We start from the raw sequence: 12,939 nt of genomic DNA, 5'->3' as shown, positions 1-12,939 counted from the left end.
TTTTTCACTTGAAATATATGTCGTACGATGTTTAAATTAAAATCGTGAGTATAAAATTTGCTAATGATGAAACGTTTTCATATTTAGTAAATTTAATTAGATAAAATCGAGCGGTTTGTGGAAACATCCACACAACTACCAAGAGAAAAAGGGGCGAAAGACTAGATGTCAAAAATCATCGCGATTAACGCAGGAAGCTCTTCCTTAAAATTCCAATTATTTGAAATGCCAAGTGAAACAGTATTAACAAAAGGTTTAGTAGAACGTATCGGTTTAGAAGATAGTATCTTCACTATTACTGTAGATGGCGAAAAACAAAAAGAAATTACAAACATTCCAGATCACGCAGTAGCAGTTAATATGCTTCTTAAAAAATTAACTGAAAACGGAATCGTTAAATCTCTAGACGAGATTGGCGGTATCGGTCACCGTGTTGTTCACGGCGGCGAAAAATTTGCTGACTCTGTTTTAATTACTGATGAAGTATTAGCTGATATCGAAGAATTAAGCGATTTAGCACCACTTCATAACCCAGCAAACATTGTTGGTATTAAAGCATTCCAAGAAGTATTACCAAACGTACCAGCAGTAGCAGTATTCGATACAGCATTCCACCAAACAATGCCGGAATCTGCATTCCTATACAGCTTACCATATGAGTACTATGAAAAATTCGGCATCCGTAAATACGGTTTCCACGGAACTTCTCATAAATACGTAACTGAGCGTGCGGCTGAACTATTAGGTCGTCCACTTGAAAGCTTAAGCTTACTTTCTTGTCACTTAGGTAACGGTGCAAGTATCGCAGCAGTAGAAGGCGGTAAATCTATCGATACTTCTATGGGCTTCACTCCACTTGCTGGTGTAACAATGGGTACACGTTCTGGTAACCTTGACCCTGCGTTAATTCCATACATCATGGAAAAAACAGGCCAAACAGTAGAAGAAGTAGTTAACGTATTAAACAAGAAGAGTGGTATGTTAGGTCTTACTGGTTACTCTAGTGACCTACGTGACATTATTGCGAAAGAAGAAGAAGGCGACCACCGTGCGAAAGTAGCACTTGATGTATTCGTAAGCCGTATCCACAAATACATCGGTTCTTACACTGCTCGTATGAAAGGTGTAGACGCAATCATCTTCACAGCTGGTGTAGGGGAAAACAGTGCAATTATTCGTGAGCGCGTATTAGAAGGCCTTGAGTACATGGGCGTATACTTCGACGTAAAACGTAATAACGTATTTGGTGAAGAAGCATTTATCAGCTTCCCACATTCTCCAGTAAAAATTATCGTAATTCCAACTGACGAAGAAGTTATGATCGCTCGTGACGTACTACGTCTTGGAGATATTGGTTAATATACTATATGAAAAGAAAGACGAGATCCTATAGGATTTCGTCTTTTTTCTGTTGGAGATATTTCAAAATTCCATTTGGATATAGTGCTTTCTCTTTTTGAATGAATGCTGTAACGGGAATCCATTTCGCATACGATACTGTTTGTTCATCTTGTATATTCACTTTTTCCATTTCATATAGTGATGTGTCTAATAAGCGTAAAGAATATAGCTGAATGATTTCATGACCAATTTCCTCATCTAGCTGAAAGATGTTTTCTAAGCAGCCTAAATAATTGGTGATTTCCACTTCTGTATGAAGCTCTTCTTTAAATTCACGAATAACGGTATGTGCTGATTGTTCACCAAGTTCAATTGAGCCGCCAAGAGGTCGGTAATACGTTTCATCGCCTGTATGATATTCTTGTACGAGAAGGCGACCGTGATGTGTGGCAAGACCGAATGCTTTTGCACGTGGATACATATAGAATCACTCCTTATTTATTTTGTATAAGGATGATTATAATGTATTGCTTGATAAAAAGTGTCGTGTATTTAAGCGTGCGGTCTAATTGAGATCCCATCAAATAAGTCATTCCAAAATCCTTCATTGTATTGGTATACATCCATAATAGGGCATTTTATAACGCAAATATTTTGTAATCCCCAATCTTCTTGGGTGACAGTTGTTACATCCGCAGGAATCAGTAATAGGACGGAGAATTTATGTTTGACTAGTTGAGATAAAATTTGTTCCAGAGATCGTGCTTCTTCGTATGTTCCTCCAGTCCGAATAAACAATATGGATTTTTCTATTTCAATTGTAGTTAGAAAACGAGTAATTCGATGCTCATAATTTAGCTTGATTTCTGAATAAGAAGGCCAAGAAGTTGGTGTGTTTACATCTGTTTTAAAATCGTGACAGGAATCGATTTCATATAGGTTGTCCCTTAGTCTTAATTTGGCAGCATCATCCCAAAATGAGATGAAGGATAAGTTTTCGAAATGTAAAAAACGGTCAAATCGATTTTGTAATAATAAGTTCACTTTTTCTAATGAAGGGCTTAACATAAAATCAATAACGCCAAAAAATGGTGATAATCCGAATTGATATAACGCCCAAGCAGGCCAACAGTTTTGTCCTAAGCTGAATACGGCATTATATTCTTTTTTTATATTGGATAGATTCATGTGATTCATCTCATCCTTTTTGTTAATATTTTATGCCATTAAAAAATGGTATGTGAATGAAGATAGACAAGCAAATTTGCAAAGAATAAGCGGAAATATGTTACAATAGAAAAAAATCGAACGAGGTGGTTGTTACGATGCGATCGAAGCGAGAACAAGCCATTTTAGACAATATAAAAGAATGGGAATTGCAATTAGTTGAGCAAGAGGCGACTGATTTTCAAAAAATGTTTGATAAATGGGTACATAATACAATTGCAAAATTGCCTGAGAAAAAACGAAAAGATTTTTTTACGAAAGCAGATGGATGGCTCTTTCATTTGCATGCATTGATCCAAAGTTCACAATCACAGTTAGATGCGCGTAATCGTATTTTAGGAACATCGAGATTATTTGATGAATCGATTGAGCAACTAGAAGATTTGAAAGCATTATCTATTGATCAATTAACATACATAGCAGAGCAGCAAACAGCACGTCATCGCCTATATTCATTCGTGCAAGGCGGAGCAACGGGTGCTGGAGGTTTATTATTATTAACGGCTGATTTTCCGGTTATGATCGCATTAAATGTGAAGGCTGTCCAACTTATTGCAACGTCATTTGGTCATGATGTGAACAAGCCTTATGAAATGATGCTTGCGTTAAAGGTATTTCATGCGTCATTACTACCAGGAAGACTTCAGCAATACGCATGGTACAATTTATTGCAAGAGCTAGAGCAAGAAGATTCATTCTTCTATGAAGGAGATGAAGCGGTGTTACAACCAGCTTCTACTGAAGTTATATTAAAACAAATTTTGAAAACATTTTCGATTTATGCTCTTCGTCGTAAATTATTCCAAGGTATTCCGGTAATTGGGATAGCAATTGGGTCTACAGTGAATTATCGTTTAACAAGAAACGTTACTGAATTTGCTAATAGATTTTATCAAGTGCGCCATATAGTCGAGAAAGAAAAAAGAGCATAAAAAAAGCGAGAGGCCGAAGCCTTTCGCTTTTTTAATTTGTTGCATGTTTTTTTGGCATTGGAACAGATACTGGTTGCTTTTCTGCTGTTTTTTCTGCTTTTGGATAATAAATTAAATCCAATGTTTTTGCCTGTATAGCAATCGAAAGAATAGTGAAAGCAATTTCTGTCCAATTTAAATAATATAATGAAAGCGCAAGAACAATCGCGTCAAAGACGAAGAAAATTTGCCCAATTGTAAAGCGAGTTCGTTTACTTATTACAATTGTTAAAATATCGTCTCCACCGGTTGCACCGCCAAATCGCAATATAAAACCGAGTCCAATACCAGCTAACGCACCGCCAACTATTGCAGCTACAAATAAATTATTTGATAAATCTACCGTAAATGGAGAATAATTTTCCATAAGAGAATAAAATACTCCGAATGAAATCGAACCTAGGAATGAATAACCAACCATTTTTCTACCTAAAAATGAAGCACACAGTAAAATAATTGGGATATCCATGATTACAGTTGAAATAGATGGTGAAATATCATAAAAATTTTGGATGAATAGTGCAATACCTACAAAGCCACCTTCTGTTAAGTGGTTTTGGAAGTGAATGTGATATAGCGCTGCTGCTAAAATAAATGAACCGATTAAAACCATAAAAACTTCTTTAATAATTTGTCGACTTTGGATGTTCCTCATCGTTATTCCTTCTTTCCGTAGTTAGTAGTCCTTTTTGTGTTGTAAACTAACTACGAGCTCACATGTAGCTTTCAGTTAGTTTACGAAAAAACTAACTACGCTATATGTCGCTGAAGAAATAACGAATAATCCTCTCGTCCATCAATTCTCCCTACCTTCGTTTTAGTTTAAGTCTTAAAAACGACTAAACAAAACGTGGAGTAGGATTCTTCATTTAGCAATCCTGCTCTTCTTTGTTTTGTTTAGTTAGTAACAATTAAGTCCTAAACAAAACGCTATGTGTAAGAAGAGTCTTTTTTTTGCCAAATTATCCTTCGGGCAATCATAATTTCCCCACTCTCGTATTTTTTTCGCTAGACTAAAGTATCTAAGCTGAAAAATACGCTACGTGTATGATTCGTCAATACGATGCCACATGCTCCTTCGAGCGATCATGATATCAAAATCCCTTCCTTCAAGATTTATATTATTATATCATACTTTCAAAAAATGTATGCGGATGGAAACCGACAATAAACGGAGGGAATCTACAAAAATTGTTATGTTTAAATATTTTTGTAGAAAAGCCTAAGTTATTTTGCTGAATTGGACAGTTTTTAACGGTTTGTCCAATAAGTAAGAAAAAATGAGTTTTATTCAGTTGTATCTTTTTCATCACTTTTATCTTTAAAAAACGCATCCCAGCTAATCACACTTAAAAAAGTTAAAGCGATAATAATGAAAGCGCGCATAAGCTTTAGACCTCCTTTTGTACATAGTATATGAATGATTCAATTCAGAATGTGTCATTTTTTTACAAGTCTTAACTATTATGAGAGTATATTAATATAGATAGATAAAGGAGAGATTGAAGGTATGCTAAAAGACATGTTCAAAAGAAAAGAATTAACATGCGTTTCATGTCAGAAAAAGATTCAATATGAAGAAGAGCTAGTTGCTTTTGTAAAACTGCCTAAGGAGAGAAATCTGTTGGTAGGTCCATTTGATGTATGTTTGGCAAAAACAGCACAAGAGATATATTGTAAATCGTGTTACGACAAAAAAGCATGACCCAAAGTAATTGAGGGGCATGCTTTTTTCATTGGTGTGCTTTTCCCTCAGATACATTTTGAGTGAGTCGATACCAAAGCCAAAGGTCATTAATGATGGAAGCGAAATCGGCAATTTCTGAATTAAGTTTGCAAGAAATTTCGAAGTCTTCTTCGTTATTTAAATGATGTTGCTTTGCATTTATATAGTGTTCCAGTTCTTTTATACGATCAGGGATTCTCCCGCGAATTTGTTCCCATTTTAATAAAATCGCATGTTGCATTTTTTCGGGGATATCTTCCCAGTCTTCTTGTAAATGTGGAATTTCAATTCCTAGATGTTCATTGTATAAGAAATACTTTTCCATAAGTTCACCCCCGTTTTCCTGCTTATATTGTACATAAAAACAGAAAGAAGTTCGACGAAATTGTTTGAAAAAATTTGAAAATGACTCTTGATACATTTTGTAAAAGGTGTTAAAGTGTGAATTATTATAAAAGAAAATGAATATTTATTCTTTAGGGGGATGCAAAATGGAGAAGAAAAAAGTGGTATTAGCATATTCCGGAGGTCTTGATACTTCCGTTGCAATTAAATGGTTACAAGAGAAGAATTATGATATTATCGCGCTTTGTTTAGACTTAGGGGAAGGTAAAGACTTAGCATTTGTAAAAGAAAAGGCACTTTCAGTAGGTGCAATTAAATCATATATGATTGATGTTCAAGAAGAATTTGCAAATGAATATGCATTGATGGCGATGCAAGCACACACGTTATACGAAGGGAAATATCCTCTTGTCTCTGCATTATCTCGTCCGCTTATTGCGAAAAAATTAGTAGAAATCGCAGAACAAGAAGGCGCGACTGCAGTTGCACACGGATGTACAGGGAAAGGGAATGATCAAGTCCGTTTTGAAGTTTCTATTCAAGCGTTAAATCCTTATTTAGAAGTAATTGCGCCTGTACGTGAATGGAAATGGTCACGTGAAGAAGAAATTGCCTATGCAAAAGAAAATAATGTACCAATTCCGATTAACTTAGATAGCCCGTTTTCAATCGATCAAAATTTATGGGGACGCAGTAATGAATGTGGCATTTTAGAAGATCCATGGGCAGCGCCGCCAGAAGATGCATATGAGATGACATTAGCATTAGAAGATACACCGAATAAACCAGAATTTGTAGAAATCGGTTTTGAAGCAGGCGTACCGACTACTTTAAATGGTACTTCATATCCACTTTCAGAACTTATTAAAATGTTAAATGCACTTGCTGGAAAACATGGCGTTGGACGTATCGATCACGTAGAAAATCGCCTTGTTGGTATAAAATCGCGTGAAGTATACGAATGCCCAGCAGCAATGACATTAATTACGGCGCACAAGGAACTTGAAGATTTAACACTAGTAAAAGAAGTAGCGCATTTTAAACCGATGATTGAGCAGAAAATAACAGAACTTATTTATAACGGTTTATGGTTCTCACCTTTAAAACAAGCGCTGAATGCTTTCTTACAAGAAACGCAAAAGAATGTAACAGGTACAGTGCGTGTGAAATTATTTAAAGGCCATGCGATTGTAGAAGGACGTAAATCTGAATACTCTTTATACGATGAAAAACTAGCAACATATACTGCCCAGGACGAATTTAATCATGATGCAGCTGTTGGATTCATTTCATTATTCGGTTTACCGACGAAAGTATACAGCCAAGTGAATCAAAAGAAGGTGGAAGCGTGAGCAAACTTTGGGGCGGACGTTTTACAGAAGAAGCGGAAGCGTGGGTTGAAGAGTTTGGAGCATCCATCTCCTTCGATCAACAATTAGTAAATCAAGATATAAAGGGAAGTATTGCGCACGTAACGATGCTAGCAAAGCAAGGCATCGTTACGAAAGAAGAAGCAGAGAAAATAAAGGCAGGGCTTCAGTATTTATTAAAAGAAGCGAAACAAAATAAATTGCATTTTTCAGTTGAAGCTGAAGATATTCACTTAAACATTGAAAAAATGTTAATTGAACAAATCGGCGAAGTAGGAGGAAAACTTCATACAGGCCGAAGCCGTAATGATCAAGTAGCGACTGATATGCATTTATATTTAAAAGAAAAAGTAGAACATATTATAAAAGCTACAAAACAATTGCAAACGGTTCTTGTTCATCAAGCAGAAAATAACATTGAAACCATTATGCCTGGCTATACGCATTTGCAGCGTGCCCAGCCAATTTCATTTGCTCATCATATTCTCGCTTATTTTTGGATGTTAGAGCGTGATGTGAATCGTTATGAAGATTCGTTAAAGCGTATTAACGTGTCGCCATTAGGAGCAGGAGCGTTAGCTGGTACAACATTCCCGATTGACCGAGAATATAGTGCGGAGCTTCTTGGATTTAATGGAATCTATGAAAACAGTTTAGATGCAGTAAGCGATCGTGATTTCATACTGGAGTTCCTAAGTAACTCATCCATGCTCATGATGCACTTATCACGCTTTTGCGAAGAACTTATTTTGTGGAGTAGCCAAGAGTTTCAATTTATTGAAATGAGCGATCAATACGCAACGGGAAGCAGTATTATGCCACAAAAGAAAAATCCAGATATGGCGGAACTTATTCGTGGTAAAACAGGCAGAGTGTACGGTAATTTATTTAGTTTACTTACAGTAATGAAAGGATTACCGCTCGCTTACAATAAAGATTTGCAAGAAGACAAAGAAGGAATGTTTGATACAGTAAAAACAGTAGAAGGCTGCCTTCATATTATGGCAGGCATGTTAGAGACGATGACTGTCAACAAAGAAAAGATGGGGCAAGCTGTGACGCAAGATTTCTCTAACGCAACAGAAATTGCTGACTACTTAGCAAACAAAGGACTCCCATTCCGTCAAGCTCATGAAATTGTTGGAAAGCTAGTGTTATACTGCACACAAAAAGGAATTTATTTATTAGATGTACCACTTGAAACGTATAAAGAAATGAGCTTGTTATTTGAAGAAGATTTGTATGAAGTTCTTTCACCGTATGCAGCTGTAAAGCGTCGTAACAGTGCTGGCGGGACTGGATTTGAGCAAATTGAAAAAGCTTTGGAGAAGGCGAAAGGATTAGTTGGAGAGTTTGTGGGAATTTAATTGATAGGAAAGAAGGTACGCTAATCCTGATGGAGATAAGCTTACCTTCTTTTTTTATAGCCCCAAATTAATCATACTTATGTCGATCTTCCGTAATTCGAATATACTCAATATCCATCAAATCTCGCAGCAATGCACCATTACTTAGCTCAATTCCATGTGTTTCTCTAAAATGTGCGCGAATTGTATCTAGCATTTCGAGTTCTTTCCCATTCACATCTAAAATAATACGTTCAGAATCATCCATGTAGCATCCTCCTTTTTTAAACATATATATTTTGTCCGTCTATTTCTAAAAAATGTATGTTAACCTAAAGTTAGGAAATAAGAAAGGGAAGGAAAATGAGACGTATTTATTTTGTAGGGTAACTAACTGTTACGATTTATTTAACCAATTATAAATAAAGTTAATTAAATATATCAGCAAGCCCTGCTAGTCAAGTGATTGGCTAGTAGTGAGGGTTAACTGTGGGCAATCCCTAAAGCTGATTGAACTACAACGTGGCTAGAAATAGCGAGCGTGAATGTCGCGAAAGCAGAAAAAATCAATCAGATCGTGCAAGGTTAAATCCTAAACATTAGAACAATGGGTCTTCCGCCTCGAATCATCTAAGTCAAAATGGATAAGATGAACGTTCAACGACTATCTCGTATAACTGACGAGAGTACATCACAAGCCTATGGTGGTGGAAAAATCCTCTATCTTTAAGTAGATAAACATATAGTCTGCGCTCATGTGAAAACATGAGAAGTTCATAAGAGAACTGGCTAAGGAATTGCGCCCTTAGTTGAACGAGATAAATTTAATTAAATCTATCAAGTCTCATTGAATCTACCGAACCTATGCATGATGGTAAATGCAATGAGGTGAGAATAATAATGAAATTTTCACGAGTTAGTCAAGTATCGGAATTAACAGGTTTGCATCCGAGTAGTCTAAGGAGAATGCTGGTGGAACACGCTACGATTCAGAAGAACAAATCTTTCATTAAAGGAGTTAAATTCTGATGATATTGGCGAAGAAAGTCAGACTGATTCCAACGCCTGAACAAGAAAAAGTGCTTAGAAACCATGCTGGTGCTGCAAGATTCGCTTATAACTATTGTAAAAGAATGAGTGATAGATATTATAAGCTATTTGGAAAATCTGTTTCACAGTTAGCTTTACAGAAACGATTTACAAAGATCAAGAAGCGAAAGAGATATGAGTGGTTAAATGACATCAACGCACAAGTTCCCAAACAGGCTTCAAAAGATTTTGATACGGCGAGAAAAAATTCGTTCAAAAAGTACAAAAATGGTTCTCACACTTCTTATAAATCCAAAAAAGATTTAATCCAAGGATTTTATGCCAATTATGAAAGACTGATTATAGGAAAGAAAGTAGTTCATATTCAGTCTATTGGAAAAGTAAAAACAAGCCAACAACTACCAAGAAACAAAAAAACATCCAATCCAAGAGTTACCTTTGATGGTCGTCACTGGTGGATTAGTGTAGGATTCCAAGAAGACTTTGAATTACAAGAACTAACCAATGAGTCGATTGGTGTGGATGTTGGTTTAAAAGAGCTGTTTGTAGCTTCTAAAGGTATGAAAGAACGAAATATAAACAAAGATGCTAAGGTTAAAAAACTTTTGAAAAGGAAAAAGTCAGCGCAAAGAGATATGTCTAGGAGATTTAAAAAAGGTGTAAAAATTCAATCTGCCGGATATGAAAAAGCGAAAGCTGAGCACCTGCGGTTATCTAGGAAAATTACGAATATCCGAAATAACCATATCCATCAAGCAACAGCTAAATTGGTGAAAACCAAACCAATGAGGATGGTTGTGGAAGACTTATCTATCTCAAACCTGTTAAAAAACAAAAGACTATCGAAAGCATTTTCATTTCAAAAATTAAACTTCTTCTTTCAATGTTTATCATACAAGTGTGAGAAGTACGGCATTGAGTATGTAAAAGCTGATAAATGGTTCGCTTCAAGCAAGATTTGTTCATGCGGAGTTAAATACGACCATTCAGTTCAACCAGAAGGACAGTGGAGTTTAAAGATTCGTGAATGGGACTGTGTTGGGTGCAATAGCCATCACGATAGGGATATAAATGCTGCGATAAATTTATCAAGATGGGTAAAATAAATGCTTGATAATAGGAGGTAACGATACTGCCTCGTGTGGAGTGTTATACCCCTCGTCCCTTTGGGGCTGCGAGAACACGATGAAGCACTAACTTGTGTAAATTTGATTGAATTGTATAGATTTAGTTAAGTTTATCGTATCGGTTAATTTTGTACACGCTAATTGTATTACACGTTGCATTCCCAAATATCTTTTCATTTGAGGATGTAGAAATAGTACACATCGGGATATTTATCTTTATTCTATTTGTAGTAGATTGCTGTATTTCGATATGGCTTTCGAAAAGAAAACATGTACAAGATAAAAAGAAATGGAACGAAAAAAGAGAAAACGTTCATTTTGGATGATGACGTACTGTTTATCTTTAGTGCTTATTGCTGCTTTTTTTAGTGAACATATTCCATTAGAAAGATTAAATATTGGATTTGGAGCGTTCGTATTTGCATACTATTTTTTCATGCACTTTCTTCCTTATATGAAAAAAAAGCGAGGAGAAGAGGAAGATCCGCTTGTAGGAGAAACGAGAGAACAAGAGCATAAGAGAATAGAAGAAGATATAAAGAAACTTGGAGAACAAAAATGGTATTTGAAATCAAAAATCATATATGTTCTTTGCTTTATTACGCCGCCAATTGGTTATTTGTATGTATTCTTCCTTCGTAAAACAATGACAGAAGATGCAAAGCAATCTTATTTAACGGTAGCTACGATCATGATGGCACTGTGGTCCTTAAAATTTCTTCCGCCTTATGTATTAGCAATTACTGTTGTTATTGTGGTTTGTCTTGTATTTATAGTAAAATATGTGAAATGAAAAACACCAAGCCCATGTGGACTTGGTGTTTTTATTTATAAATTAAAGCTCACCTTGCTCTTCATCACCACGAACAACAAGGACATCGCATTTCGCATAGCGAATAATATGTTCAGAGACGCTACCGATTAAGAAACGCTCAACAGCATTTAAACCAGTTGCACCACACATAATTAAATCTACTTTATGGTTTGGAGCGATTTCTTTTGAAATTTTAGATTTAGGATTACCGAATTCTAATACAGTTTCAATTTTTTCAAGGCCAGCTTCAAGCGCAGTTTTTTTGTAGTCTTCTAATAAGTCTTCTGCAAATAGATTTGCACGTTCAGCAATTGCACGGCTATAAGCTTCTACTGCTGAGTATGCTTTTACATCAACGATATGAGCAATTGTTAATGTTGCGTTGTTTCGTTTTGCGACTTGAATTGCTTTTTTAAAGGCTCTTTCTGCTTCTTTAGAACCATCCACCGCGATTAAAATATTTGTATATGTATTATTCATAGTAAATTCCTCCCAATCATTTTTATTACTGTTTACAACTTTATTATAAAACAAATTTTGGTAATGTGCTTGTCGGAAACGTTACAGAATTTCGAAAACTCTGTTTTGATTCATTTTAGTTGTAATTGGTGCGAGAACTTGTTACATATGAAGTATAGCAATTTAAAAGGAGGCATGTTTGTGAGACACGCGCTCATTACAGCCGGTACGAAAGGTTTAGGAAAGCAAGTAACAGAAAAGTTATTGGCTAAAGGATATTCAGTAACAGTAACATATCATAGCGATATAGCAGCTATGGAAACGATGAAAGAAACATATAAAAATGTGGAAGAGCGTCTACAATTCGTGCAAGCGGATGTCACGAAAAAGGAAGATTTACATAAAATAGTAGAAGAAGCGATAAGCCGTTTTGGCAAAATTGACTTTTTAATTAATAATGCTGGTCCATATGTATTTGAACGAAAAAAGTTAGTCGATTATGAAGAAGACGAATGGAATGAAATGATTCAGGGTAATTTAACAGCGGTGTTTCATTTGTTGAAACTTGTCGTTCCAGTTATGAGAAAACAGAACTTTGGCCGTATTATTAATTACGGATTCCAAGGGGCAGATAGCGCACCGGGATGGATTTATCGTTCAGCTTTTGCAGCAGCGAAAGTAGGACTTGTTTCATTAACGAAAACAGTTGCTTACGAAGAAGCAGAGTATGGTATTACTGCAAACATGGTATGTCCTGGTGATATTATTGGTGAAATGAAAGAAGCGACAATTCAGGAAGCACGTCAGTTGAAAGAACATAACACACCAATTGGTAGATCTGGAACAGGCGAAGATATCGCAAGAACGATTTCGTTTTTATGTGAGGACGATTCCGATATGATTACCGGCACAATTATTGAAGTAACGGGTGCAGTTGATGTTATTCATAGACATCGATAGAGTAAAATAAAGTGAAGTGAAGTTTCGAATAATTGGACAGTTTATCCTGTATGCTGATAGGTGCGGATAATACTGTCCTTTAATGTAAGATTAAATCTATCGGAAAACTTGTATTATTTTTTGTCAAATATTGAGATATTATGTTAAAATATAAGAGTGTAGAAAGCGCTTTAAAAAATGATTCAGGGGTCATTTCATAACTC

General features: G+C 35.7%; 13 protein-coding genes and 1 pseudogene. 8 read left to right on the top strand and 6 right to left on the bottom strand.

The annotated features are described in order from the left end of the window. Nucleotides 1-165 precede the first annotated feature (165 nt). On the top strand, nucleotides 166-1,359 hold the full coding sequence (gene ackA / locus ACYVEC_RS20290) for an acetate kinase (RefSeq protein WP_000034570.1): 1,194 nt from the start codon (nucleotides 166-168) through the stop codon (nucleotides 1,357-1,359). A gap of 28 nt (nucleotides 1,360-1,387) precedes the next feature. On the opposite strand, the gene ACYVEC_RS20285 is transcribed toward ackA, so the two are convergent. Both ACYVEC_RS20285 and ACYVEC_RS20280 read right to left on the bottom strand, forming a co-directional pair. After that, complete coding sequence (locus tag ACYVEC_RS20285) at nucleotides 1,388-1,822, bottom strand: NUDIX hydrolase (RefSeq protein WP_063222492.1); 435 nt, start codon at nucleotides 1,820-1,822, stop codon at nucleotides 1,388-1,390. A gap of 71 nt (nucleotides 1,823-1,893) precedes the next feature. Beyond that, a complete protein-coding gene (locus tag ACYVEC_RS20280) occupies nucleotides 1,894-2,529 on the bottom strand; it encodes a DUF1796 family putative cysteine peptidase (RefSeq protein ID WP_063222493.1) in 636 nt (211 codons plus the stop codon). A 137-nt stretch (nucleotides 2,530-2,666) separates the two neighbouring features. On the opposite strand from ACYVEC_RS20280, the gene ACYVEC_RS20275 reads away from it, so the two are divergent. Then, on the top strand, nucleotides 2,667-3,500 hold the full coding sequence (locus ACYVEC_RS20275) for an EcsC family protein (RefSeq protein ID WP_063222494.1): 834 nt from the start codon (nucleotides 2,667-2,669) through the stop codon (nucleotides 3,498-3,500). A gap of 31 nt (nucleotides 3,501-3,531) precedes the next feature. Here the strand turns inward: ACYVEC_RS20275 and ACYVEC_RS20270 are convergent, their stop codons facing one another. Further along, nucleotides 3,532-4,194, bottom strand: a complete 663-nt coding sequence (locus ACYVEC_RS20270) for a YitT family protein (protein ID WP_063222495.1) — start codon at nucleotides 4,192-4,194, stop codon at nucleotides 3,532-3,534. A gap of 855 nt (nucleotides 4,195-5,049) precedes the next feature. On the opposite strand from ACYVEC_RS20270, the gene ACYVEC_RS20265 reads away from it, so the two are divergent. Next, the gene (locus ACYVEC_RS20265) at nucleotides 5,050-5,244 is read left to right on the top strand and encodes a hypothetical protein (RefSeq protein WP_060632527.1); all 195 of its coding nucleotides are present in this window, start codon (nucleotides 5,050-5,052) and stop codon (nucleotides 5,242-5,244) included. A 28-nt stretch (nucleotides 5,245-5,272) separates the two neighbouring features. On the opposite strand, the gene ACYVEC_RS20260 is transcribed toward ACYVEC_RS20265, so the two are convergent. Beyond that, nucleotides 5,273-5,590: a hypothetical protein gene (locus ACYVEC_RS20260; protein WP_063222496.1), complete on the bottom strand. Its 318-nt coding sequence runs from the start codon at nucleotides 5,588-5,590 to the stop codon at nucleotides 5,273-5,275. Nucleotides 5,591-5,756: 166 nt separating this feature from the next. Here ACYVEC_RS20260 and ACYVEC_RS20255 point away from each other — a divergent pair, with 166 nt between their 5' ends. Next, nucleotides 5,757-6,962, top strand: a complete 1,206-nt coding sequence (locus tag ACYVEC_RS20255) for an argininosuccinate synthase (protein ID WP_063222497.1) — start codon at nucleotides 5,757-5,759, stop codon at nucleotides 6,960-6,962. Continuing rightward, nucleotides 6,959-8,347 (top strand): argininosuccinate lyase, encoded by a 1,389-nt coding sequence (argH, locus tag ACYVEC_RS20250; RefSeq protein WP_063222498.1) that lies wholly within the window; start codon nucleotides 6,959-6,961, stop codon nucleotides 8,345-8,347. Before ACYVEC_RS20255 ends, argH begins: the two co-directional genes overlap by 4 nt. Before the next feature lie 67 nt (nucleotides 8,348-8,414). On the opposite strand, the gene ACYVEC_RS20245 is transcribed toward argH, so the two are convergent. Then, a complete protein-coding gene (locus tag ACYVEC_RS20245) occupies nucleotides 8,415-8,594 on the bottom strand; it encodes a hypothetical protein (RefSeq protein WP_063222499.1) in 180 nt (59 codons plus the stop codon). A 760-nt stretch (nucleotides 8,595-9,354) separates the two neighbouring features. On the opposite strand from ACYVEC_RS20245, the gene ACYVEC_RS20240 reads away from it, so the two are divergent. Both ACYVEC_RS20240 and ACYVEC_RS20235 read left to right on the top strand, forming a co-directional pair. Further along, nucleotides 9,355-10,482, top strand: coding sequence for an RNA-guided endonuclease InsQ/TnpB family protein (locus tag ACYVEC_RS20240; protein ID WP_460508052.1), 1,128 nt, complete (start codon nucleotides 9,355-9,357; stop codon nucleotides 10,480-10,482). Between the two features lie 149 nt (nucleotides 10,483-10,631). Further along, a pseudogene (locus ACYVEC_RS20235) lies at nucleotides 10,632-11,296 on the top strand (hypothetical protein). A 42-nt stretch (nucleotides 11,297-11,338) separates the two neighbouring features. Here the strand turns inward: ACYVEC_RS20235 and ACYVEC_RS20230 are convergent. Continuing rightward, nucleotides 11,339-11,797 carry a universal stress protein gene (locus tag ACYVEC_RS20230; RefSeq protein ID WP_001066681.1) on the bottom strand — a complete coding sequence of 153 codons (459 nt, stop codon included), beginning with the start codon at nucleotides 11,795-11,797 and terminating at the stop codon, nucleotides 11,339-11,341. A 147-nt stretch (nucleotides 11,798-11,944) separates the two neighbouring features. On the opposite strand from ACYVEC_RS20230, the gene ACYVEC_RS20225 reads away from it, so the two are divergent. Beyond that, nucleotides 11,945-12,736 (top strand): SDR family oxidoreductase, encoded by a 792-nt coding sequence (locus ACYVEC_RS20225; protein ID WP_098556269.1) that lies wholly within the window; start codon nucleotides 11,945-11,947, stop codon nucleotides 12,734-12,736. Nucleotides 12,737-12,939 lie beyond the last annotated feature (203 nt).

It is taken from the genome of Bacillus sp. MN7755 (assembly GCF_054771475.1).
Note: the sequence above shows the minus strand (reverse complement) of the source record. Positions and strands in the feature narration are given on the sequence as shown.

Bases quoted from the DNA above. Each gene is read 5' to 3' on its own strand.
- ackA (WP_000034570.1), top strand. From the start codon at position 166: ATGTCAAAAATCATCGCGATTAACGCAGGAAGCTCTTCCTTAAAATTC.
- ACYVEC_RS20285 (WP_063222492.1), bottom strand. From the start codon at position 1,822: ATGTATCCACGTGCAAAAGCATTCGGTCTTGCCACACATCACGGTCGC.
- ACYVEC_RS20280 (WP_063222493.1), bottom strand. From the start codon at position 2,529: ATGAATCTATCCAATATAAAAAAAGAATATAATGCCGTATTCAGCTTA.
- ACYVEC_RS20275 (WP_063222494.1), top strand. From the start codon at position 2,667: ATGCGATCGAAGCGAGAACAAGCCATTTTAGACAATATAAAAGAATGG.
- ACYVEC_RS20270 (WP_063222495.1), bottom strand. From the start codon at position 4,194: ATGAGGAACATCCAAAGTCGACAAATTATTAAAGAAGTTTTTATGGTT.
- ACYVEC_RS20265 (WP_060632527.1), top strand. From the start codon at position 5,050: ATGCTAAAAGACATGTTCAAAAGAAAAGAATTAACATGCGTTTCATGT.
- ACYVEC_RS20260 (WP_063222496.1), bottom strand. From the start codon at position 5,590: ATGGAAAAGTATTTCTTATACAATGAACATCTAGGAATTGAAATTCCA.
- ACYVEC_RS20255 (WP_063222497.1), top strand. From the start codon at position 5,757: ATGGAGAAGAAAAAAGTGGTATTAGCATATTCCGGAGGTCTTGATACT.
- ACYVEC_RS20245 (WP_063222499.1), bottom strand. From the start codon at position 8,594: ATGGATGATTCTGAACGTATTATTTTAGATGTGAATGGGAAAGAACTC.
- ACYVEC_RS20240 (WP_460508052.1), top strand. From the start codon at position 9,355: ATGATATTGGCGAAGAAAGTCAGACTGATTCCAACGCCTGAACAAGAA.
- ACYVEC_RS20230 (WP_001066681.1), bottom strand. From the start codon at position 11,797: ATGAATAATACATATACAAATATTTTAATCGCGGTGGATGGTTCTAAA.
- ACYVEC_RS20225 (WP_098556269.1), top strand. From the start codon at position 11,945: ATGAAGTATAGCAATTTAAAAGGAGGCATGTTTGTGAGACACGCGCTC.